This window comes from Psychrobacter sp. M13 (assembly GCF_030718935.1).
Classification (GTDB): domain Bacteria; phylum Pseudomonadota; class Gammaproteobacteria; order Pseudomonadales; family Moraxellaceae; genus Psychrobacter; species Psychrobacter immobilis_G.
Map to the genome: position 1 here is coordinate 2,476,568 of NZ_CP132194.1, position 23,726 is coordinate 2,500,293.

At 42.7% G+C, this 23,726-nt stretch carries 25 protein-coding genes; 6 read left to right on the forward strand and 19 right to left on the reverse strand.

Annotation, left to right across the window (positions count from 1 at the left end):
* The first annotated feature begins 57 nt into the window (after positions 1-57).
* On the forward strand, positions 58-666 hold the full coding sequence (locus Q9G97_RS10410) for a hypothetical protein (RefSeq protein WP_305898761.1): 609 nt from the start codon (positions 58-60) through the stop codon (positions 664-666).
* 114 nt (positions 667-780) lie between these two features.
* Here the strand turns inward: Q9G97_RS10410 and Q9G97_RS10415 are convergent, their stop codons facing one another.
* From Q9G97_RS10415 to tsaB, 5 genes are all read right to left on the reverse strand, one after another.
* Positions 781-1,431: a DUF4112 domain-containing protein gene (locus tag Q9G97_RS10415; RefSeq protein ID WP_305898762.1), complete on the reverse strand. Its 651-nt coding sequence runs from the start codon at positions 1,429-1,431 to the stop codon at positions 781-783.
* Positions 1,424-2,341 (reverse strand): 4-hydroxybenzoate octaprenyltransferase, encoded by a 918-nt coding sequence (ubiA, locus tag Q9G97_RS10420; protein ID WP_305900325.1) that lies wholly within the window; start codon positions 2,339-2,341, stop codon positions 1,424-1,426. Before ubiA ends, Q9G97_RS10415 begins: the two co-directional genes overlap by 8 nt.
* Positions 2,342-2,374: 33 nt before the next feature.
* Positions 2,375-3,280: a class I SAM-dependent methyltransferase gene (locus tag Q9G97_RS10425; RefSeq protein ID WP_305898763.1), complete on the reverse strand. Its 906-nt coding sequence runs from the start codon at positions 3,278-3,280 to the stop codon at positions 2,375-2,377.
* 8 nt (positions 3,281-3,288) lie between these two features.
* The gene (locus Q9G97_RS10430) at positions 3,289-4,131 is read right to left on the reverse strand and encodes an undecaprenyl-diphosphate phosphatase (protein WP_305898764.1); all 843 of its coding nucleotides are present in this window, start codon (positions 4,129-4,131) and stop codon (positions 3,289-3,291) included.
* A gap of 89 nt (positions 4,132-4,220) precedes the next feature.
* On the reverse strand, positions 4,221-4,904 hold the full coding sequence (gene tsaB, locus Q9G97_RS10435; protein WP_305898765.1) for a tRNA (adenosine(37)-N6)-threonylcarbamoyltransferase complex dimerization subunit type 1 TsaB: 684 nt from the start codon (positions 4,902-4,904) through the stop codon (positions 4,221-4,223).
* A gap of 144 nt (positions 4,905-5,048) precedes the next feature.
* Between tsaB and Q9G97_RS10440 the strand changes: the two genes are divergently transcribed.
* Positions 5,049-5,390 carry a hypothetical protein gene (locus Q9G97_RS10440; protein WP_305898766.1) on the forward strand — a complete coding sequence of 114 codons (342 nt, stop codon included), beginning with the start codon at positions 5,049-5,051 and terminating at the stop codon, positions 5,388-5,390.
* 262 nt (positions 5,391-5,652) lie between these two features.
* On the opposite strand, the gene ffh is transcribed toward Q9G97_RS10440, so the two are convergent.
* A complete protein-coding gene (ffh, locus tag Q9G97_RS10445; protein ID WP_305898767.1) occupies positions 5,653-7,215 on the reverse strand; it encodes a signal recognition particle protein in 1,563 nt (520 codons plus the stop codon).
* Positions 7,216-7,557: 342 nt separating this feature from the next.
* On the opposite strand from ffh, the gene Q9G97_RS10450 reads away from it, so the two are divergent.
* A complete protein-coding gene (locus Q9G97_RS10450) occupies positions 7,558-8,349 on the forward strand; it encodes an inner membrane protein YpjD (RefSeq protein ID WP_201569957.1) in 792 nt (263 codons plus the stop codon).
* A 23-nt stretch (positions 8,350-8,372) separates the two neighbouring features.
* On the opposite strand, the gene purU is transcribed toward Q9G97_RS10450, so the two are convergent.
* Entirely contained in the window at positions 8,373-9,287 is a 915-nt protein-coding gene (gene purU, locus Q9G97_RS10455; RefSeq protein ID WP_305898768.1) for a formyltetrahydrofolate deformylase, read from the reverse strand.
* A 191-nt stretch (positions 9,288-9,478) separates the two neighbouring features.
* On the reverse strand, positions 9,479-11,773 hold the full coding sequence (locus Q9G97_RS10460; RefSeq protein ID WP_305898769.1) for an Ig-like domain-containing protein: 2,295 nt from the start codon (positions 11,771-11,773) through the stop codon (positions 9,479-9,481).
* Between the two features lie 473 nt (positions 11,774-12,246).
* On the opposite strand from Q9G97_RS10460, the gene rpmB reads away from it, so the two are divergent.
* Both rpmB and rpmG read left to right on the forward strand, forming a co-directional pair.
* A complete protein-coding gene (gene rpmB, locus Q9G97_RS10465) occupies positions 12,247-12,483 on the forward strand; it encodes a 50S ribosomal protein L28 (protein ID WP_201569959.1) in 237 nt (78 codons plus the stop codon).
* Between the two features lie 33 nt (positions 12,484-12,516).
* Positions 12,517-12,672 (forward strand): 50S ribosomal protein L33, encoded by a 156-nt coding sequence (gene rpmG, locus Q9G97_RS10470; protein WP_045444249.1) that lies wholly within the window; start codon positions 12,517-12,519, stop codon positions 12,670-12,672.
* A 122-nt stretch (positions 12,673-12,794) separates the two neighbouring features.
* On the opposite strand, the gene Q9G97_RS10475 is transcribed toward rpmG, so the two are convergent.
* The 11 genes from Q9G97_RS10475 to ispH all read right to left on the reverse strand — a co-directional run bounded on the left by Q9G97_RS10475 (position 12,795) and on the right by ispH (position 22,758).
* Positions 12,795-13,106: a hypothetical protein gene (locus Q9G97_RS10475; RefSeq protein ID WP_305898770.1), complete on the reverse strand. Its 312-nt coding sequence runs from the start codon at positions 13,104-13,106 to the stop codon at positions 12,795-12,797.
* A gap of 183 nt (positions 13,107-13,289) precedes the next feature.
* Entirely contained in the window at positions 13,290-13,601 is a 312-nt protein-coding gene (locus tag Q9G97_RS10480) for a hypothetical protein (RefSeq protein WP_201569963.1), read from the reverse strand.
* Positions 13,602-13,660: 59 nt separating this feature from the next.
* Entirely contained in the window at positions 13,661-14,026 is a 366-nt protein-coding gene (locus tag Q9G97_RS10485) for a hypothetical protein (RefSeq protein WP_305898771.1), read from the reverse strand.
* A 90-nt stretch (positions 14,027-14,116) separates the two neighbouring features.
* The gene (rpe, locus tag Q9G97_RS10490; protein WP_305898772.1) at positions 14,117-14,806 is read right to left on the reverse strand and encodes a ribulose-phosphate 3-epimerase; all 690 of its coding nucleotides are present in this window, start codon (positions 14,804-14,806) and stop codon (positions 14,117-14,119) included.
* 77 nt (positions 14,807-14,883) lie between these two features.
* Positions 14,884-15,096, reverse strand: a complete 213-nt coding sequence (locus Q9G97_RS13585) for a TIGR03643 family protein (protein WP_371747942.1) — start codon at positions 15,094-15,096, stop codon at positions 14,884-14,886.
* Between the two features lie 284 nt (positions 15,097-15,380).
* On the reverse strand, positions 15,381-16,307 hold the full coding sequence (fghA, locus tag Q9G97_RS10500; RefSeq protein WP_371747881.1) for an S-formylglutathione hydrolase: 927 nt from the start codon (positions 16,305-16,307) through the stop codon (positions 15,381-15,383).
* Between the two features lie 206 nt (positions 16,308-16,513).
* Positions 16,514-18,004 carry a C13 family peptidase gene (locus Q9G97_RS10505; protein ID WP_305898774.1) on the reverse strand — a complete coding sequence of 497 codons (1,491 nt, stop codon included), beginning with the start codon at positions 18,002-18,004 and terminating at the stop codon, positions 16,514-16,516.
* A gap of 220 nt (positions 18,005-18,224) precedes the next feature.
* Positions 18,225-20,279: a molecular chaperone HtpG gene (gene htpG, locus Q9G97_RS10510; RefSeq protein ID WP_305898775.1), complete on the reverse strand. Its 2,055-nt coding sequence runs from the start codon at positions 20,277-20,279 to the stop codon at positions 18,225-18,227.
* 304 nt (positions 20,280-20,583) lie between these two features.
* Entirely contained in the window at positions 20,584-21,399 is an 816-nt protein-coding gene (locus Q9G97_RS10515) for a thioesterase family protein (protein WP_305898776.1), read from the reverse strand.
* Positions 21,400-21,427: 28 nt separating this feature from the next.
* Positions 21,428-21,685: a hypothetical protein gene (locus Q9G97_RS10520; RefSeq protein WP_305898777.1), complete on the reverse strand. Its 258-nt coding sequence runs from the start codon at positions 21,683-21,685 to the stop codon at positions 21,428-21,430.
* A gap of 116 nt (positions 21,686-21,801) precedes the next feature.
* Positions 21,802-22,758: a 4-hydroxy-3-methylbut-2-enyl diphosphate reductase gene (ispH, locus tag Q9G97_RS10525; RefSeq protein WP_305898778.1), complete on the reverse strand. Its 957-nt coding sequence runs from the start codon at positions 22,756-22,758 to the stop codon at positions 21,802-21,804.
* A 276-nt stretch (positions 22,759-23,034) separates the two neighbouring features.
* Here ispH and gmk point away from each other — a divergent pair, with 276 nt between their 5' ends.
* Positions 23,035-23,661, forward strand: a complete 627-nt coding sequence (gene gmk, locus Q9G97_RS10530) for a guanylate kinase (RefSeq protein ID WP_305898779.1) — start codon at positions 23,035-23,037, stop codon at positions 23,659-23,661.
* The last annotated feature ends 65 nt before the right edge of the window (positions 23,662-23,726 follow it).

Genomic DNA, 23,726 nt, shown 5'->3' on the forward strand with positions numbered 1-23,726 from the left:
TCATAATCTAAAATCTGTATTTAAAATATATAAATCACTTCTAATAAAGAATATTTTATGACAACTAATAATACTCAACTATTCAAATCCAACTCCCGCTTATCGCTTGCCATTATTATAAGTCTAAGCGGTATTGTTTTGCTAAGCGCTTGTCAAAAAGAGCCTGAGCCATCAGCTGAGGTCGCTGTGCAAACCGCACCCGTAACAACTGATGTTGAAAGCACCACTGAAACTATAACAAACGACAGTATAGAAGCAGAGACAGAGATTGATCTTGCCGAGCTTGAGAATAACATCGGTGCAGCAGGCATGACGCCTAATGTTAATACTGATGCCAACACCGCTACGCCCAGTCCAGAGCAGGCGATTAAAGGCACGCAGATTACTGACGTACAGTATCGTAGCGAATCAGGAGCGACGATGTCAGTGGTGTTTGAGACCTCAGCGACTGGTGTGCTCAATGCTATTATTAGCTTGTCAAACAAACCAAATATAACTTTGAGTGCGCCTGAGGGTCAAGGCAATAATCCAACTTATCGCTCAAAGGATGGCACTATCGAGCTGATCAGTCATGGCGGCGGTGGCAATATAGACTTGATGCAAAATGGTCAGTTAACTAGTTTTGAGGCGGTTAGTGTCGAAGCTGAAGTGATTACCCAGATATAGAGCATTTCGTGAATTAGAGGTTTTATAACTAAAAAGGCGACAGTGAACTTATCACTGTCGCCTTTTTAGTTATAGCTACTATAAGATCTTCTATTTCCAATCAATATCAAACGATTAACTAAATAATCTAACTAGCCAAGCGATTATCGACCACAAACCCCAGACCAGTGAAATCATCACGATCATGCCTAAAAAGTCAGGAATATGCAGATAGACCCAAGCGACGATAGGGTTGCGCCAAAAGCGACTATTTTGCTGCTTATCTTCTAGCGACTGATGTAAAAACGGTCGATCCATATGAATAGTATCAGTGATCCCATATTCTTCGTGAATATGCTGATGAACAATGCCGAGCGTCTTACGGCTAGGCCGAATAAAAATATCCAGCAAAGTCCCAATACCTGGCACGATACCGACCACCATATCAATCAGTGCTAGACGTACCGCTGGGGTCATTTTATTGGCTGGCACACCCAACTGACGCCCTAAAATGAAAGCATAACTCGTTAAAGCCAATCCTGCTAAGTCTCCTGCCAGCGGTATCGTCGATAGGGCTGCATCAGCGCCTACCCCTTGCTTAGTAAAGGGCACGCGCACTAGCGAATCCATAGTGTTAGCGAATTTTGCCAGCTTGCGCTCAGTTTCAATGACTTGTGCGCGAGTCAGCCCATGCTCGGCTAACTTAATTTCATAAGCAGTTTGTACCTCGCCGACTGCTGGTTTTTTAGCCGAGTGACGCTTTAGTGAATCAGATAATTTACCCATTAAAAGTAGTCCATAGACAAGATATAGCGATTAAGACAAATACGTAACGTCCGACCCAAATATTGGCTAAGAAGGCCTGGAAGCAAGCCATTGCCTGACGACTCACGCAAGCGCTATTTTGTTTGGCAAACATCATCGCCACCAGTGCTAAGCCAAAGATAGGAAACAGTCCTAAGCTAGTTGGCGCAAAATAATGCCAGAGCACTATGCCCATTATTAGTAAAAACAGCGTTTGTAATAACGAAATAATTATTAAGTCATATTGGCCAAAAAGAATAGCGGTTGATTTGACCCCTATCTTCAAATCATCTTCCCGATCCGCCATCGCATATTGAGTATCATAAGCGATAGTCCAGCACATATAGGCGGCAAATATCAGCCAGCACCAAATATCAGGAGCACCTGCTATCGCAACATAAGCCATCGGTATCGCCCAGCCAAAAGCTGCGGCCAAAAACACTTGCGGCAAATGAGTATAGCGCTTCATAAACGGATAAATAAAGGCGAGTACCACTGCACCAATCGACCAGTAAAATACAGCTACAGGTAAGAAAAATAGTAAACTAGCACTCAACAAGACTAATATCAAAAAGGCAGCAATTGCCTCACGGCCCGTCAAGCGACCATCGGCAAGTGGACGACCTTTAGTGCGCGTCACATGCCTATCGACTTTACGATCAGCAAAGTCATTAATGGCGCAACCGGCCGCTCGCATGAGTATTGCCCCAAGCGCGAATACTATAAAGACTTTTAAAGGTGGCAAACCTGCCGTATCACCTGTACTTTGTGCTTGACCCATCGCCGCCAGCATCACGCCCCACAGCGTCGGCCATAGTAGTAGCTCAATACCGACAGGCTTATCAAAGCGCGTCAGCTGCATATAGGCGTACAGCTTGTCTTTAACTGTCATTTTCAATGCGCTAGTAGTCATAATATAAAGTAGTCATAATATAAAGTACCCATCAAAGCGTAATGCGGCATTCTGCCAGCTCTCATCAGCTGCTTGATTAGCAAATAAAGGTGCCTGTTGTGGACGTTTGATAATAACTCGCCCTGATTGCTGCTCGCCATTTTTAATAACCGCTTGTGCACTTTGTAATAACTGTTGTTCTTGTTCTACCGTTGGCGGTGCGGCTAGCTGATGCAAAGCTTGCATTTGCTTATTAACCTTTGCACCTTTACCCGTTTTACTATTTTGATAGCTGTCCATCGGAAACATTGGATCTAAATAAATAACGTCAGCAGACTTATTGATAGCAGTATCTCTAGCATCTACAGTCACATCTTGCAGATAAGCAAAGTAACTTAGCGCATCGGTACTGATAATATGCAAGCGTGCCATGAGCTTTTGCCAATTAGGCTCGCGGCTCATCCGTTGTTGCTCAGCCAACAGTAACAGCGCCATTATAGGCTGTTGCTCTAGCATAGTCACTTGTGCGCCTGTACTCGCCAGTATCAAGCTATCATGACCGAAGCCTGCAGTCGCATCAATAACTTGGCTATCGGTAGTGATTTTTGCTGCTTGTAATAGCAACTCAGACTTACGTCCTGCACTTACCACACGGCGTTGCAACTTATCCCATTCTGGTGCAACGCTTAAGCCATCAACGAGTAGTGATAACTGATTTTTATTATCTAATAGCACTATTGCCTGCGCGCTATCTGCGCTCAGCTGTTGCAAACGTTTTTGATTGAGCCTGTCTGTTATGAGCTCAGGCGCTAGTATCAAAGATAAATTATGCTGAATAACTAAATCTTGCAGCTGCGCAACTTGCCCTTGCTGTGCTTCATCAACATAGATTAATCTATAGTGCTGTGACGTGGATAATACTGATTGCAAAGTACTCATAGCCATCTCTAACCTGCCATTTGATAGCCAAATATCCAAGCCGCAACGAGTACCACGATACCTGTGATAATACGTAACCAAGCAAAAACCTTAAAGTCACGTTGGCTAACCCAAGCGACCAGCCAGCGAATAACCAATAGCGCGACGATAAATGAGACTAGCGTTCCTATACCTAGCACTAACCAATCCTCACTACTCGCCAATACCTCATGATGCTTAAGCAAATCGAGCAAACCTGCACCGACGATCACAGGAATACCTAAAAAGAAGGAAAATTCAGCCGACGCTTTACGTGAGACCCCAAGCCATAGCGCGCCAATAATAGTTGCGCCTGAGCGTGATGTACCTGGTATTAACGCTAGACATTGAAACAGTCCAATCATCAAAGCGGTCTTTATACTGACCTCTTCGGCCTCATGAGCGATGATAGTCTTGGGACGATTTTCAACATAAAAAATCAATAAACCACCGATAATAAGCATAATAGCCACAGTGATAGGATTAAACAGATAGGTCTTAATCTCATCAGCGAAGGTAAAGCCGAGTATCATCACTGGAATAGTCGCCACAATCAGGCTTAAGCCTAGTTGGCGCGGGTTACTCATCGTATCAGACTTACCTGTGATCAGACCCATCAAGGCCTGCCACAAGCGACCCCAATAGTCGTAGATAACCGCTAAGATTGCGCCAAGCTGCACGACGACGACGAATAGATCGACTTTATCTTTAGTCCAAAAGCCCATCAAATCAGCCGATAAGATCAGATAGCCCGTACTTGAGATCGGCAAAAACTCAGTGATACCTTCGACGATACCCATGATGACGGCTTGAATTAATAAAATAATATCCAAAATACTCATCCTAAGAAATAATATTCCAAAAACGTTAAAACAGACTTGACGCCTGTCTTATGTTGCTATAGTACGTTTGTAATAAGCGTTTAAGCCTTGCCTTGCTCTTTAAGCGTTTTCCAAGCTTGATTGCGCAGATACTTTGGCAAGGCCAATGCGGCATCTGTACCGCCTATGACATTAAACTGAGCGATACCTAACTGACCAATGATAGCGGCATCAGGAGTGATATCTTCATAAATAGCTTGTGCATCTTGCAACGCTAATAGTGCTGCACCGTTGCCTGCAATAGCTAAGTTAAGAGAGGTTTGACTTTCATAATCTAGCAATTGCTCGGTATCAGCATTTTGCTTATCAAAGACTGGCTGCATGATACCTTCAACTAAAGTGTATTGCCCAAAATAGACTTGCTGCATCCGCGCATCAAGTGCGCTATAAACTTGCTCTACACTATACTGCTCATAGGCAGACTGCGCTATCGCTTGTAAGCTAGATATGCCAACACAAGGGATGTCATGTGCTACCGATAAGGCTTGCACAACGGCGGTATTAATACGAATACCACTAAAAGCGCCAGGACCACGATTGAATATCAGCGCTCGAATATCAGTAAGTTTGAGCTGAGTCTCAGTTAGAGCAGCATCTATCATCGGCAGTATCTGCTGGGTTTGCATGCGCTTGCCCGTTTCAGTCTGACTTGATATGACAGTGCCATTGCTATCTAAAATAGCAATCGAGCATTGATCAAATACGGTATCCATCGCTAAAAACATCTTGACCTCAGGTGTACTCGTAAAGTATAAAAAGTAGCATTCATAAAATAGTGGCTATAATAGCATTTAGGACTAAAAGTTTTCTTATTTTCTCTATTTTTCATGGCTTATTCATGTAGTAAATATAATGAAAGGGTATCTAAGATGTCAGTGTTTTCTACAAGCTATATAACAAGTCCTAAAGAAGGCAATAAGTGCATCTCTTTTAATTACAGCGAGTTCGCTGGTAGAGGGTTTATTGAGCTTTTAGAAAAATCTGTATTAGTTTCACATCCAAATATTTTTAATAAAATTATTGATGGTGAATGTGTTGAATTTTTCCCTTATCTTGAGTTTTATAGTTTAAGTAATGATGAAGTTAAACTAGTAGTAGAAAATGTGGATAATTATCTATGTAAGAATATAGCTACTACTGAAGCAGAATTGTTTGCAAAAACCATTTGGGAGGGAGATATACGTACTTCATTAATTGAGATATCTTTCTAGTATATAAGTTGGACGGAACATGCGACCCTCAACATTTTGACTCATTAGGTGGGTCTCGTACCTCGACACCAACCTACGAACAACATACCTTAAACAACAAATGCTAGCGCGTAAGGTGGACTGTATCACACCGATAATAAGGTAATGACTCACAATCGGTGCGCTGGGCGCACCCTACAAAAACTGACCACACTCCGTAAAATCAAAAAAAGCCCCAAAACTATTACTAGCCTTGAAGCTTTTTCTAAAAAACTAAATCACTTTAAAACCGCTTCTTAAAACCTTTTGGCGCTTGGTTTTTCAGCTCTTGCATCTCTCTTTGCATGTCTTCCGCGCTTGGCATATTATTTGGATCAAGTCCCATTTGCTTCGCTATGTCTGCTTGGTTGACATTTTTCATGCCCCCGCCTTGCCCTTTAGCATTGCCACCGCCACCGAATAATGGTCCACCACCGCCGCCACCTGCACCGCCGCCACCCATTAGTCCTTGCATAGACTTCATCATTTTTCCGATGCCTTCAGGCTTGGAGATCATTTTCATCATCTTCGCCATTTGCTTATGTTGCTTAAGCAAACGATTAACATCTTGTATCTCGCGACCTGAACCTGCGGCAATACGGCGCTTACGGCTAGGATTAATCTTGTCAGGGTTTTTACGCTCAAACGGGGTCATCGAATTGATCAGCGCCTCCATCTCCTTAACTTTCTCTTCAGGCTTAGCATCTTCAACGGCCTTTTGCATATCAGAGCCGCCCATACCTGGCATCTTATCTAAAAACCCTGACATACCGCCCATACTCTTCATTTGTTGAAACTGAGTGAGTAGATCCTCAAGGTCGAAGTCGCCGCCCTTTTGCATCTTTTTCGCCATTTTTTCGGCTTTATCACGGTCGATTTTTTGCTCGACTTCTTCCACTAAGCTGAGTACGTCGCCCATACCAAGAATACGCTGAGCGATACGATCAGGATGGAACAGCTCTAGCGCATCTAACTTCTCACCGCGACCTAAGAATTTGATTGGCTTGCCCGTAATAGCACGGACGGATAGTGCCGCTCCACCACGAGCATCACCGTCCGTCTTAGTTAAGATAACACCTGTTAATGGTAGCGCATCATCAAAAGCCTTTGCAGTATTTGCCGCATCTTGCCCCGTCATCGCATCGACGACGAATAGCGTCTCAGAAGGATTGACAGCGGCGGTCAAAGCTTTGATCTCAGCCATCATCGCCTCATCGATAGCTAGGCGACCTGCGGTATCGATGATCAAGATATCTTGATATTGAATCTTGGCTTCTTCAATGGCACGACGAGCGATATCGATAGGGTTTTCATCAGCGCTTGAATTGACAAATTTGGCATTGACCTGCCCTGCTACTTGTTCAAGCTGCTGTATCGCTGCTGGACGATAAACGTCAGCTGAGACTAGCATGACTTTCTTTTTATGACGCTCTTGCAGATATTTAGCCAATTTACCAGCGGTGGTGGTTTTACCTGCACCTTGCAAGCCTGCTAATAGATAGACTACAGGTGGCTTACCGGTCATCTCAAGCTGCTGATTGGCACTGCCCATCATCTCGGTCAGCTCGTCATGGACGATTTTGACAAAGGCTTGGCCTGGTGCTAGCTCTTTAAGTACTTCTGCACCCAATGCTTGTTCTTTGACGCGCTTGACAAAGTCACGAGTCACAGGCAGTGCCACATCCGCTTCTAACAGCGCCATGCGTACTTCACGCAAGGTGTCTTTAATATTATCTTCGGTTAGCTGGCCTGTACCTGCGATATTGCGCAGGCTTGAGGATAGACGTTCGGTTAAAGTATCAAACATAAATAGCTCTCATGGGGTGATGAATTTTTAAATTTTTACAAATAGTGTTTTGGTCACTGGCTTTTAAGCAGTATTTAGTGAATGCTATAACAGCATCTTTATACGATTGATTTTAATTATCATTTTTTAGCAAATCAACTTTAATAGCGTTTTTACCTTTTTAGTATTAGTCGCAACTCTCACAAATAATAATGCAGATGATTCTCAATTAAGCTCTATTTTATGATAAATTGGACGATTATTCTAATCATAACATTTTAGCACCACCTTGAGCGCGGCTATGTAATATTAGCTACTAATACTAATATTGAGCTGTGCTCAAATAATCAATGAGGCTTGCCTGTGTTGCTTGCATTTGTGATAGCCAGTATCGCTTATATCGCGGTCACTCTTTATATCAGTTGGGCACTGACAAACAATAAGACGATTCATAAACGCACTAGTCTTGGTCTTTTACTAGTGGGGATGCTTGCCCATGCCACGCTGCTATATCCTTATATCTTTACGCTTTATGGATTGAATTTTAATCTATTCAATGTATTTAGCCTTATCAGTTTATTTTTCTTATTCTTTTATGTGCTGTTCTCATTATATCGCCCTATTGTCAGTTTGGGAATTTTGGCTGCACCTACCGCCTTTTTAGGTATGATTATTGGCTACATAGGTCGTGCGCCTTATCAGCCTTTGACTGATGTCAGTGTAGGGCTTGAAGCACATATTATTCTCTCATTCGCCGCTTACTGCGTGCTACTCATGGCAGCGGTTCAAGCGCTGTTTTTACGCCTGCAGATCCGTGAGCTCAAACAAAATACCTTTCACCGCTTTTGGGTTAATAAACTCCCCTCTCTACAGACTATGGAGAGTTTATTATTTGATATGATTTTAGTCGGCTTTGTACTACTCAGTATCGCGCTGGGGATAGGTTTTATCTATGTAGAAGATTTATTTGCTCAGCATATTGTTCACAAGACCGTATTTAGCGTCTTATCATGGTTGCTGTTTGGCTTGCTATTGCTAGGTAATTGGCGGGGTGACCTGCGCGGCAAACGCGCAGCTAATATGACTTTTTATGCTTTTATACTGTTAGCAATCGGCTTTATTGGTAGTAAGTTTGTGTTGGAATTTTTGGTTTAAGCTATTAGAGTAAGGATTATTCGCTAATTAAAAACAACGGTTTTATTACCAGCGACGATTACCCGATTTTGTACATGCCAATTCACCGCGCGTGCTAGCACATTACGCTCAATATCGCGACCTATAGCTCGCAGCTCTACCACCCCTTGCCTGTGAGTCACTCGGTGCACATCTTGCTCAATGATAGGCCCTTGATCGAGCTCTGCTGTCACATAATGCGCAGTAGCACCAATCAGTTTTACGCCTTTGTCATAGGCTTGTCGATAAGGATCTGCGCCTACAAACGCTGGCAAAAATGAATGATGAATATTAATAATTTGCATCGGCCAACGCATAACGAAATCTGATGATAATATTTGCATATATCGTGCTAATACCAATAAGTCATTATCCGCCATTAGCTTATCAATTTGCGCCTCTGCCTCAGCTTTACTGTCTTTAGTCACTGGTACGTAGTGAAAAGCGATACCGAAGTTTTCCACCGCCTGCCGCAAATCTTTGTGATTGCTGATCACCATAGTAATAGTGCAATCAAGCAAGCCGCGCTGATGTCGCCACAGTAAGTCTAGCAAGGCATGATCAAACTTCGACACCAAAATACCTACTGTAGTCTTAATCGCATTATCGTGCAGTCGCCAAGTCATGTCATAGCGCTTGGCCACGGTATGAGCGAAGCTGGCCTCAAAGTTATCAATAATCTCGCTCAAGCCTGTCAAAGCAAACTCTAAACGCATAAAGTATTGCCCACCTTCATGCGCGGTTGAATACTGATCTAAAGTGATAATATTACCGCCATAGCGATGAATAAACTCGGAGACAGCTTGCACAATGCCGGCTTGGTCGCGGCACTTGATTAGCAAGGTAGCGGTATCGGTAGTTATCGCTTTATCTAAATTATTATTTAAGGTAGAGTTTTGGTTTTTAGTATTGTCTGACATAGTGCGCCCAATATAGATGTAAAATACAGCCAGCCATCGGTTAAATATGTTCTGATAGCATAGTAGACCAAATATTCTAATCCTTTTTACAAAAATTTGCTGATTAGGTTGCTTATATTTTGTTATTTAGATTCCTCATACAAAAAAACCCTCAATCATTGAGGGTTCTTTGGTTTATATATGATCAAAAATTACTGAATAACATAAGTCTGAGTAGTGGTGCTATTCTTAGGCGAGGTTGCAGATATCTTGAAAAAGTCACCCGCTTGACACTTATCTAGAGCATAAGTATTAACGGTACCTGTATTATCACCAGGTTTGCCTGGATTGACTAGCCCAGGAACTTTATCAAAGCCTGCGACGAATTCTACAGTACAAGTCAAATTCTCTTGTTCGATGCTAATATCGCCATCTGGTATTGCAATGAACGCTGATGTTCTGCCATTCCCTTGTGCATTGGTATTGACTGTAAACTCAGTATCACCTTTTTTAACCTTTATGGTAGCATTAGAGTTTGCATCAGTGATACTGATGACAAAACCGTTAGTAATAGGTGTAGCTGGAATAATTGTAGCTACAGGATTACTTTTTGTTTTATCAACAACTGAACCAGTTATCGTCGTGCCTGATGGCATTGGGTTTAGGTCATAAAATCCACCACTATTAATGCGTACATTAACCATCTTATCTGCGCCAGTTATAACTTGTGAGCTAGGCTGTAATAGCATAAAACGTGCATTACTACCATTTGATAATAATTGAATTGACTCATGACGTACTACAGTAGATAGCTCTGTATTACAAGTCATTGGCTTATTAGGTGACACAAAGGTACTGATGAAATTTTTCTCAAAAGCTTCTTTCACTTCATCACTAGAAGAAGGAAACTTAAGGTTTATAAACTGTTTAATATTATTTTCACATTGCCCAGTGGCTTGGGTAGTTAACGGATAAGTAAATTCACCTATCTCGAAAGTACCATTTTCATTATCATCACGGAAAGTATCACCAATGTTGTGAACTAAGGTATCAATACCTTCATCCCATGCATTGTTTTCATTCTGATCGATATAGGTCTTTTCACCCTCTGCTACAGCTAGTAAGCTTACACGACCGTCACCTGGACGTGGATTTTGGGTAGAGAACTCAACACTACACTCACCATTGACAGTCCCACAGCTAGAGGGGAATACTTTACCACCTTCAGCGGTAAAGCTAACTATAGTACCATCTGGTACTTTATTGCCATTACGGTCAACCATGCGAGCAGCGACAGAAGTTACATCACCATCTGCCCCCCAGTCCAACACATTTGCACCAAATGACAAGCTCAATCCATCTTGCGTCACTCGTGAGCTATCAATAAAGATACCTTTTGATAAAGCATTGATATTAGGATCACTCACTAAAGTTGCTTTGATCTCTACTGGCCCTGGCGTTACACCAGGATATATCTGTATAGAAACCTGTCCATTCTCATCAGTCGTAACTAGTCTTTCAGATCTATTGCCCAATACGCCGAATGTCAAATCAAAAGGCGCTTTATTTAAAGTTAATTTGACAGCTTGATTCGCTAGTGGGATATTGTTTGAATAGACCGTAAACTCTACTATTCCTGTGGCTGATGAGCCGCTATTTTGAGCGCCTAATCTAAAGGAATCTGAGGTAAACACGATAGAGTTTGCCTCAGGTGCTTCAACCGTTATATTAGCAGATTGAACTTTATTTCCTGTACTTGCTGAAATACGAACATTACCACTACATAGCGTATTATCGCTATTAATCGCTTTATACACTACTTCGATCATGCCATCAGAATCTGAGCTCATTTGCGTCGGCAACTGACCACAACTGCTGTTTAAGTTAGTGAGTATGCCACTCAAAGGATTACCCGCTGTATCACTCACCTTGAATGACACTTTTGTTTGCCCACCTGATGGCAATAGCGATTTCTCTACTGTTAATGCACTAAAGGTCACATCTGTTGCTTGCACTGAAAAAGTTAAATTATTAACCGCTGTATTACTCTCATTCGTAGCTGTTGCGGTAATAGTGTAAGCTCCTGACACCTCTGGCGCACTAGGCTTCAGAAAGATACGCGCCTTGCCTTCACTATCCGTCAAACTAGAGCCTGATGTCGTTTGTGATAAAACGATACCTTGTGCATCGATTGAGAAGCTAACTTTAGTATTCGCTATTGGCTTATTATTCGCATCAGTCACTATCACTTCATAATAAGCGCCATCTAGGTTTACGGTAGTGACGGTATCGCCGTCTACATTAAGTAACTTACTACTAGTAATATTCAGCGCTTCAACAGGCTGCTGCCCATTTCCATTATCACCACCTGTCTGACCGCCATTATTGCCACCATCAAAGGGAGGCGCAACCGTATCTGTGCCGTCACCGCCACAACCTGCTAAGGCTAACGCTACTGTCAGCGCTGTGAATTTGAACAACTTAGAAGTAAGTGGGCTATAAGACATGTGTGGAGCTCCAAATCGACAAGATTTTATTAAATATATAGGTTGAAATGACTATACAAAAAACTGTACTTCCTAATTAAAATACAATTCCATGGCTACAATTTTTATATTACAGCTTGTATAAAATTTCTAACAGTAACTTTACTGCCTTTTACACGTGCTTACAACAAATATTTAGTTTTAAAGCTAAATATTGAACAACATCGCTGTGCAAATTCAGGGTATAATAAGCACCGATAAAACAGCCTATATTTATAAAATAATTTGAATATTTATTGATTATGTGGTATAAATGTCGGCTTTAAAATTTTCTGAATTGGTCACTCTGTTATTTGCCTTTATATGACAGTTTTATCAGCTCAACCTTCATATAGTTTTGTTTAGCAAGATGTTGCTTGCTGCGTCCATGCCGTAAATGCGCAACTTGCCTAAACGGGTATAATAGCTTATACCGTATAGATTAGGAGTTCACCATGTCTAAAGTTTGCCAAGTGACTGGAAAGCGCCCTATGGTTGGTAATAATGTTTCGCACGCAAACAACAAAACCCGCCGTCGCTTCCTACCAAACCTTCATAACCATCGTTTTTGGGTAGAGTCTGAGAATCGCTTTGTGCGTCTACGTATCTCTACTAAAGGTATGCGTATCATCGACAAACTAGGTATTGATAAAGTGCTTGCAGATTTGCGCGCACAAGGTCAAAAAGTTTAAGCCGAGCGCTTCACTATTCAAAGGAAAGCTGTCATGAGAGATAAAATCAAGTTAGTATCAACTGCTGGTACTGGGTATTACTACACTACCACCAAGAACAAACGTACTATGCCTGGCAAAATGGAAATGAAGAAATTCGATCCAAAAATTCGTCAGCACGTAATGTTTAAAGAAGCAAAAATCAAATAATTCGTTATTTTTGATATAATGTTTTGAATAATAAAAAAAGGGTTTATCAATTGATAAACCCTTTTTTTATGCGCTAACTATATTTACCCTCTAACTACTCACTGGCTATTAACTATCAGCTATTAACTATAGTTAGACGGCTCTTTATCATACACATGAGCATGCCATTGGCTCATCTGCTTTTGCATAATGACTTGAATGGCTGCATGAATCATATGCTGCCCTATCGACTGCGTATCACTACCTAGCAGATCTTTTAGCTTATCAGAGAAGTCTATGGTCATCAGTGGCTCATCATCTTTCTCGGTATCGCGTAGTAGCAAAGTACCATTTTCAGCTTCAACTAATTCAAGAGTGGTCTCTTTAGCAAAGCTTGCAAACTGATCACCGCTATCGTGATCGACTTCTATCTCATTATCAATGTCGTATGGCATTCAATATCTTCCTTATTATTATACCGTCTTTTATCAACTGCTAATAACACAGTCAAAATAGGTGTAACTCCTACAATGGACGCTTTACGAGCAAATTTCAAGGGTCAAGATCTAAAGCATGTCTAAGTTTAGATAATTGGATTGGCTTTATTAGATTTTAAATTAGCGCCGGTAGCGTAGTTCTTAACGCCAATAACGCAATTTGCCTATCGTAAATAATAGTGCGACAAACATCCCCATAAAATATGCCAGTTTCAGCTCAAAGCTGGGGTCACGATACTTGACAGGTAAAGCGACTACTGTGATCGCTGTTGGTAAAATAATTAACATCAGCAGCCAATTTTCGATAACGTTAAGCCAGCCCTGAAGGCCAGTACCATTACGTAATGAGGCTAGTCCTAACAATAGACAACCCACAATCAGACTAGTAAATAGAACGTTTGGCAAATCTTTTGGATAGATAGTATTAGCGATTTTGGTGGGGACAATTTGCATGCAAAATTCCAGTCAGCTCTAAAGCGACGACTTCATTAATAAATAAATTAAAAAACAGCTTAACTATAAGTACCCATCAGCCATAGGAGAGAAATACAAGAGGTCAAATATCCCAAGCTGATCGCGTTCCAGCCTGCAACGTCAGCGCCTTTTACTTTATTAAAAAGGCGCGAGCCGAGCCAAAATAGTAAGGGGATACCGACCACGAATCCTGGTACTAATACTGCGGCGTGACGTAACACTTCTGCAGTGTCGTGACCGGCGATAATACGAGCCACATAGCCTGCTACGCTCAATATCAAGGCAAAGATAGCCAAGCCGATAGTAATTCCTTTGGGCACCAAGCTACGCGGACTTGCTTGATTATTATTATCATCAGCGCTGACTGACGTAGCTGACGTAATGTTCAAGTTTTGGCTATCCATGAATCACCTCTTTTTTATACTCATAAAAAACAATGGGGTTAGCTTTAAATGGAGTCAAATACTAATAAAGCAAGCCGATCATTAGGCTTATCAGTTACTATTGGCTAGAGCAAGCTCATCACGCATAGCACTGATTGCTACTGTATAGTCGCCTTGATTAAAGATAGCCGAGCCTGCTACAAACATATCAGCGCCCGCCTCGGCGATAGCGCGAATATTACTAGCCTTAATACCACCATCGACCTCAAGGCGAATATCACGACCACTAGCGTCTATTAGTTGACGCACCGCACGTACTTTATCTAAAGTGCTATCAATAAACGACTGACCACCGAAGCCTGGGTTAACGCTCATCAGTAAGATTTGGTCGACTTTATCCATAACGTAATCTAGATAATGTAGCGGGGTCGCAGGATTGAGTACCAAGCCGCATTTAGCGCCGCCGTCCTTGATTAGCTGTAGGGAGCGATCAATATGCCCACTGGCCTCAGGATGAAAAGTAATCACACTCGCGCCAGCTTCTAAAAACTGCTCAATCATACCATCGACAGGCGACACCATTAGATGTACATCAATCGGTGCATCAATACCATAATCGCGCAGAGCACTGCATATCATGCTACCAAAGGTAAGATTAGGCACATAATGATTGTCCATGACATCGAAGTGAATCACATCTGCGCCAGAGGCTAACACTTGCTCAACTTCTGCGCCTAAGCGTGCGAAATCAGCGGAAAGAATAGAGGGCGCGATCAGATATTTTTTATCGGGAGAAATCATAATAGATATTATCCAATTAGCTGGTATTGAAAATTAGTTAAAGACTAAATCGTATAAAGTATTAAGTCGTATAAAGTCTAGCGCGGCTTATATTGGGTCTTGCAATAAGCACGGCCGACTTCAAAGCTGCGCTTGGCTTGGTGCTTGGTATCGCGGCCGGTTACCCGCTCACGCCATAGTCTAAATGATGACGGCTTTAGCTGTTGACGCATCAGCTTAATAACAGCAGTCTCATCGAGACCATAGCTGTGCTCTATTGCCCCAAAGGTCGTTCTATCCTCCCAAGCCATCTCTATCACTCGAGATAGCTGCGACTCATCGAGATCGTTTATATCCGCTTTGGCAGCAGGTTCTGATATATCGGCTGAGCCTTTAGATTCAGTATCAATCTCAGTACTAACCTCAGTACTAACCTCAGTACTAACCTCAGTATCTAAGTTATCTTTTGCTTGTAGCGCTTTATCCATATCAGCCTGCATAATAGCAAGCGATGACTTGGCGTGTTGGTTTTTAGATTCTGTCATAAGCAATAACCTTTTGATGAGTTACTATTCTAAAATTATTTATTTTTATATTAGTGCTTATTCATTGGGCGACGGCTACTCGCCAAATCAGCCGCTTTACAATGATGATTGATATGATCATCCATCATGCTTTGAATAAAGTAATAGCTGTGATCATGACCAGCCTGATAGCGCAGTGTTAGTGGCTGCTTGGCTTTTTGACAGGCTTGCTGTAGTTTAGGCGTTTGTAGCTGGCCGTCCGCTAAAAACTCATCACTAGCACCTTGATCCACTAAGATACTAGAGTATTGCTGACCAACTTGCTCAATAGTAGAGCTGGCGTCAGCGTCCTGCCATAATGATTTATCTTCACCGAAGTATTCTGTAAAAGCGGCTTGTCCCCATGCTGATTCACTGGCAGCGCAAACGGGTGATAACGCTGAGACGCTGACAAACTTACTAGGGAATTTAAAGCCTAATAGCAGTGCACCATGACCGCCCATAGAGTGACCCATAATCCCTATACTGCTGATCGCAAACTCTGCCCGCAGCAAGTCATAGAGCTCATCGACGATATAGCTTTGCATATTAAAGTGAGTCGACCAAGGCGCACGCGTTGCGTCCACATAGTAGCTTGCCCCTTGACCTACAAAGTAACGCTCATCATTAGGAACTTCAAAATCCGAATCTGGATCACTACGCGGCGAGGTATCAGGTGCAATAAATATCATCCCAAGCTCGCTACACTTTTTTTGAAAGTGTGCTTTGTGCGTGACATTATCCGCATTACAGGTTAGACCTGATAGATACATAATCGCAGGACAGCGCTTACCACTAAGCGCCTCATCAGGCAAGTAAATACTAAAGCTCATCGGTGTTTTAGTAGCATCTGATTGATGACTATAATAATACTGCTCACCCTCAAAGCAGCGATTGCTACTCACTTTAGTTAGCTGAGTATTAGCAGGCAAACTGTGCGCATGATAGTTATTTATCATCAAAGATCCCTTCATGTTGTTAATTAATAAGTGTTGGCTTAACGCTTATAGCGGCTCAGCTCATAATGCTCTACACCACAGCTGTCGCTAAGCGCCCTGCTTGCAAGACTTGTTGCTATTATACAAACTTAAAACAGAGTCTCTATGGGTTTTGTATGACAGTTTGTTAGGGCTTGTTGGTTTCAGCAATCCTATCAATATCAATATCAATTGGCAGGAGCAATAGTAACGGCCATATCCCCAAGTGCATTATCATCAAATTCACTGATATTAAGTGCAGTGCCATTAAGTTCACTGCCATTATTTATCAGTTCTATAGCAGGACGCGACTTATCAAATAGCACTTGCTCAAAAGCTGGCAACGCGGTTTTCATCAAGCTACCTACTATCATTTGCGGCTCAGATGGCTCGAAACCCATGAAGCCTTCGCGCGCGCTTACCCGCAATTTTGCGGCCTCAAAAGCGGCTTCAAAGCTAGTGTTTTCACGCAGGCTCTCGGCAAAAAACGCTTGACCAAAATAAGTCATCTCAGCGCTATTGGTACAGCCAAACGACATCTTGTCCGCAGCTGACGCAGTAATAACTACTGTAGTTGGCGAAGCTAAATCATCGATAAAAGAGCCAGCATAACAAGCAGAGACGACGATGACGCGCCAGCGAATACCTGAAACATCTAGAGCCTCGCGTAGCCAAGCAGCGTCTAAGTTATCCATCTCTAAGGGCGGATTTGATAATTGCACGATATCTTGATCGCCATGCGAAGACAAAGTAAGAAACAATACATCCTCGTCGCTATTCATCTGTTGACCGATTCTTTTCAGGCCTCGCAAGATACTAGTCTTAGTCGCAATAGGCTCATCGAGCCAGCTATAAGTGTTATTAATTAAAGACAAGGATCGCCCACTCGTACCAAAACGGACATCGAATAATTCACGCACTTTGTTAATCTCTGAACGAAAAACATCTTGTTCTGAGAAGCCTGCCACGCCCATAAAATACCAATCACTAGCGCCAGACTTGCTGACATCGATACCATTTAGCGCTTGTTGCAATAGGCGTGGTTGCTCATATAGAGCGTCCTCCGCGAGTACAGGCTGTACTGGTATCTGCTTAAATATAGGCTGATCCGCGACGTTGTTTTGCCAAATCGTCAATAATCCCACAGCACCAATCAAAACGATGATACGTTCCCACCAAGGGATACGTAGACGGCGACTAAATATCCATAGCAGGGCTAGCGTCTGCCATAAAAATAGCACCAAGAACAGCATAGGTAAGAATGAATAACTCCATTCGGGTAACCAGCCTTGATGACCAAAAAACTGTACTATGCTTTGTAAAAGCGCTGACAAGGTATCAGCAACCAGCCATAGGACAACAGGTACAAATAATAGCCCCTGATTGCCTGCCCGACGCGCAAGAATAATACCCGCCAGTAAAATAATGGCGGGCCAGATGAGGTAACTGACTAATCCTTGCTCATTAAAGACACTACCGCTCTCGGATGCAAGCCAAGAGAACAGTACGTTGCTACCAAGAGCTAAAGAAGCGAATAGCGCAAACTGTATAAAGGTTGGTTTTACCCAAGAAAAAGCACGGGTTGACCCTACCAGCATCCACAAGGCAGCGATAATATTGGCAGCGAAATTAAGCGAGAAGCGCTGAAGGGAAATAGTTTTTAATGATGCAAGTGACAAAGACTTAGACCTCTATCCAATCGAGCCATTAATAGCACGGCAATAGCAGGTATTATAGCCTAAATAATAAGTCTATTTTATTAATCTCACGCGATTGTAACGGATTGTCAGTTAAGACGATAAGACTGATTTGTAAAAGCTGTAGGAAAATCACAAAAAAAGAGGCCTTAATTTTAAGACCTCCTTTATGATTACTCTATCAAGCTTACTTGAAGATTAATTAACGCATCAATAGCTCGTTAACTCGTTTAAGATAAGCAGCTGGATCGTCCAGCTGACCGCCATCAGCGAGCAGAGCTTGATCAAATATCACTTGCGCCAAGTCATTAAAATGCTCACTGGTCTCAAGCTTCTTAATCAATGGATGATCAGGGTTGACCTCGAGCGTAGGCTTGCTCTCAGGCACCTCTTGGCCCATTTGCTTGAGCATCTGAATCATCTGCGGTGACAGCTCGCCCTCGCCTACGACTAAGCAGGCTGGACTATCAACCAAGCGCGTCGAGACTTTGACATCTTTAGCGCGCTCACCTAAAACGGTTTTGAGCTTATCAACGACTGGCTTCATAGTTTCTTCAGCTTTTTCAGCCTCAGCTTTTTCAGCTTCGTCTTGCAAGTCGCCTAAATCAACGGCTCCTTTGGCGATATTCTGTAGAGGCGTCTCATCGAATGAAGTTAAGAAATTCATCGCCCATTCATCAACGCGGCTGGTCATCAGAATAACTTCGATGCCTTTTTTCTTAAATAGCTCTAATTGCGGGCTGTTCTTAGCAGCTCCCAAGTTATCAGCAGTCAGATAGTAGATGGCTTTTTGGCCTTCCTGCATGCGCGACTTATAATCTTCAAAGCTAGTCTCGACTTTATCATCAGTACTAGTCGCATAACGAAGCAGTTTGGCAATACGCTCTTGATTGCCCATGTCCTCGCCAAGACCTTCTTTAATCACATCACCAAACTCGCTATAGAACTGCGCGAACTTGCCCTGTTTATCACTATCTTCACTATTGGCAAGACTTGCTAGCATCGTTAAGATACGACGAGCGTTACCATCACGGATGGATTTGACATCGCGAGACTCTTGTAATAGCTCACGGCTGACATTAAGTGGCAAATCAGCTGAATCGATAACGCCTTTAACAAAGCGTAGATACATCGGTAATAGCTGCTCAGCGTCATCCATGATAAAGACGCGCTTCACATAGAGCTTAAGACCATGCTGCTGCTCACGCGTGTATAGATCAACAGGTGCCGTCTTAGGGATGTATAGCAGCTGAGTGTATTGTACGCGGCCTTCAACACGATTATGCGTCCAAGTCAGTGGGTCATTCATGTCATAAGTGATGTTTTTATAAAAATCAACATACTCATCATCTTCAATCTCAGAGCTTGAGCGCGTCCATAAAGCGCTGGCTTTATTGATCGTTTCCCACTCATCGGTGAGTACCATCTCGCCATTAGGCGATGTAGCCTTGTCATCAGAGTCAGTGCCTTCTTCGACTTCGTCTTCTTGCCAGACTTCTTTACGCATCTGAATCGGCAGACTGATATGGTCTGAGTATTTATTGACTAAGCGTTTGATTCTGGCGCGATCAAGATAGCTATCTTCGCCCTCGCTGCCTTCAACTACGCTGTACTCCTCTTTTAGGTGCAAAGTAATCGCTGTGCCGCGCGTGTCTTTATTGATAGGCTCAACAGTAAAGCTACCTGTGCCATCAGAGATCCAGCGCACGCCTTGATCCGCAGCATCGCCCGCTTTGCGTGACTCAACACTGATGGTGTCCGCGACGATAAAGCCTGAATAAAAGCCTACGCCAAATTGGCCAATGAGCTGACCGTCTTGCTTTTGTGATTCAGATAGCTTATCTAAGAATGCTTTGGTGCCTGATTTGGCAATAGTTCCTAAATTCTCAATGGCATCAGCTTCATCCATGCCAATGCCATTGTCAATAAAGGTAATAGTCTTAGCCGCTTCATCAACGGCAATACGAATTTTTAGCTCGCCATCATCTTCATAAAGACTGTCATCATTAGTGGCTTCAAAACGTAACTTATCACAAGCATCAGAGGCGTTAGAAACTAGCTCACGCACAAAAATATCAGCGTTAGAGTATAGCGAGTGCGTGACTAAGTGCAGCAGTTGCGCCACTTCCGCCTCAAACGTATGTTTTTTTAGTTCTGGGCTTGAATCAGTAGCATTTGACTTAGTAGCATTGTTATCGGTGCTAGTGACGCCAACGTCTTTTTCATCAATGCTTTGCTTATCAACTGGTTCACTCATAAAAAACTCCATTAATTTTAATTGAATAACTTATTATAAAATAACGACTATAAAACTTGGTAGCGCGGGCGCTAACTCACAGAATAGAATAACTCATTCAAGTCGTGGGTTAGCACTCATGCCACAACCTCAGTTTTAAATATCGCTAGACTGCTTATACTAATAGGGTCATGAGAAAATTTTTCAAGCTCAAACCAGCCAAAAATAGCGGTTAAATAAAAAACACCGCCTTAATTTTTAAGACGGTGTTTGAGATGACATAGATTTTCAGTCAATTAATAAGTATATAGATAGCCGTATATAGCTAATGTGGCATCGGGCGAATAGTCAGAATCTGCTCGCTACGACCAAACGGCCCATGAACATCATGAAGTACAGCACTAGTGACGCCAATACCGTCCTCTCCATACTGTTGAACTGCTTCGATACCCAGCCACTTTCCTACTGGCTCTCGGTGCATATGAATCTGTAAGTCAGTGTTAGGAAACATCCACTCAAGTGTTGAGAGTCCAAGTCCAAGCCTTGGTACTACTCCGTTGGCAGTATCTACCATACCCAGTAGGCGTACCACATCACTTGTTGGCATGCCTTCTACTATGTCAACATCATTAGTGATCCAGACCATACCGCGACCTGCGCGGCGATCAGCATCAGAGACCAAGTGTACCGTTTCAATAAAACCGCCTGGCCAGCCCTTCATCCCATCCCAGCTTTGCAAATCATCAGGCTTATATTTGGCGGACGCATCTTCTAGACCTGCAATGACACTAGTATCTTGAGTCATCAGTCGCCATGCTCGAGCGATAATACAATCACGACCCTGACTACTCATTACCGACTCTATTAGCTCGATAGTTCTACCAGGACGAATGCAACGAGTAGTAATGATAAAATCGTCGAGTGGTATTAGCCCCAAAATATCAAGGCTAATACGAGCAACGCGCATATTATCTTGGGGTGCAAATTCGATCAGCTCAGCGGTGAGTAGTCCTGTCGCTGGTGCCATGTGTTGCTCGTGCTCATTCCAAGCACCTTGAGCATGTTTGGTGGGATGATAGCGAGCAATACTGCTACCATCTTCTTGTTGCTTGCGTTCGATAAACTGGTAATACGCACTCATAACAGTCCTTTTAGCTGCCTAGATTTATCTATTGCTTTCGTTGGGCTTCAAGCTCTTGCTTTTTGATTTTAAGAATCTCACGGCTCTTAGCGATTAAATATATTAAGGCAATGATTACTACTATCAGTGCTACTGAAAAGAAGCTTTTTTCTTGACTAAAATATACCGTGTTTAACCCCAACAAAAGCACCAAGCCGATAATAACCAATAAGTTTATTTTTAATTGTTTGCTGACCTCACTAAGACTCGCGTCAGCTAATACAAATTTCTTTTTTTGCTTTTCCATGCGCTTAACTCTTAGAAACTTGGGCATACCTCAATTGAATGCTGAGCATAAAAGTGAGATATTTATTGTGTCGAATGAGGACATGCCCTTAATTAAAAGATGGTATGTTATAAACGTTATTTACCGACTTGCGTCACTGGAATACGTAGCGCTTTGGGCAAACTAAACGTCACATTTTCTTCTATGCCTGCTAGCTCATCAGGCACTTGCCCGCCCCAATCTTGCAGCTGCTGCAATACTTCTTGGATCAGCACCTCAGGCGCAGAAGCGCCAGCAGTGACGCCAACGCTTTGGATGCCATCGAACCACTCGAGCTGTATTTCACTAGCATTATCGATCAGATAGGCTTGGCAATTCATGCGCTCGGCCAGTTCGCGCAAACGATTAGAATTTGACGAGTTGGGTGAGCCGACAACCAGTACTACCTCGCAGCGCGCGGCTAAATCTTTTACCGCATCTTGACGGTTTTGGGTAGCATAGCAGATATCGTCTTTGCGCGGGCCTTGTATAGCAGGGAACTTATCCCGCAAGGCATCGATTACTCTTGCTGTATCATCCATAGATAACGTCGTTTGAGTCACAAAGGATAAGCGCTCAGCGTCTTTTACTATCAAATTATCAACGTCATTTTCGTTTTCAACCAAATGGATTTGACCACCGAATTTGCGGTTAAATCGCCCCATGGTGCCCTCAACCTCGGGATGTCCTGCGTGACCGATCAGTATAGCGTCCATACCATCTTGAGCAAATCTTGCCACTTCGATATGGACTTTAGTGACGAGCGGACAAGTGGCATCAAATACGGTAAGGTCGCGGCGCTCAGCCTCATCTTCAACCGCTTTTGATACGCCATGCGCTGAAAAGATCACGATTGAGCCATCAGGAACTTCGTTAAGCTCTTCGACGAATACCGCACCGCGATTGGCTAAATCTGATACTACAAATTTATTGTGTACGACCTCATGACGCACATAAATGGGCGGCTCAAAACGCATCAAAGCTTCGTTGACGATCGCAATCGCGCGATCAACACCAGCACAAAACCCACGTGGATTGGCAAGATAAATTTGCATAAGGCAGCCTATCGTTAGATAATTTGGTTTAAAAATTAAATTGGGATAAAAAATTGTTAGATCAAGTCTGATTGGATCAATATTTATTGCTTAAAAACTAGACTCAAAACTTAGCGTGAAAGATAATGGCTCTACTTTAGCATAATTTGCTTTTATTGCCCCTTAAAATACTATCGGTTCAGTTTTCTTAACCTAATTTTATTACTAAAGCAAACAGACTGTATAATAGAAAACGATAGCTCCTGCGACTACTCTTTTATCATTAGGACATTTTGTATGATAGGTTCATTATTTATTATTACCGCCGCCTCAGGCACTGGCAAGACCTCATTGGTAAAGCAATTACTGGCGACGACTAATGAGTTGAGCGTTAGCGTCTCACACACGACTCGCCCGCCGCGTCCTGGTGAAATTGATGGCCATCATTATCATTTTATCGAAAAGGACACCTTTACTGCGGCTATCGATGAAAATAAATTTTTGGAGCATGCCGAAGTCTTTGGTAATTATTATGGCACCTCAGAGCAAAGCGTGCGGGCGCAGCTGGCCGCAGGTATCGATGTTATCTTGGAGATTGACTGGCAAGGCGCACAGCAAATTAAAACCATATTTCCTGAGGCGACTATGGTATTTATTTTACCGCCTAATATTGCCACTTTACGACAGCGCCTCTCAACACGCGCGACTGATAGTGTTGAGGTTATAGAACAACGCTTGAGCGGAGCAGTCACTGAGATGGCGCAATATGTACATGCTGATTATGTGGTGGTGAATGATAATTTTGAAGTGGCGCTGGCTGAGCTAAAAGCGATTATTGTAGCGGATAGACAGACATTGGCCCGGCAACAGCGGCGCTATCGTCGTACTATCGCCGCTTTGCTCGATAATCAGGCGGATGGCTAGAGCATATCCTCAACATAGCGAATAAAAACACAACGATTAAAACAACTAACCCCATAAGTTAGAAA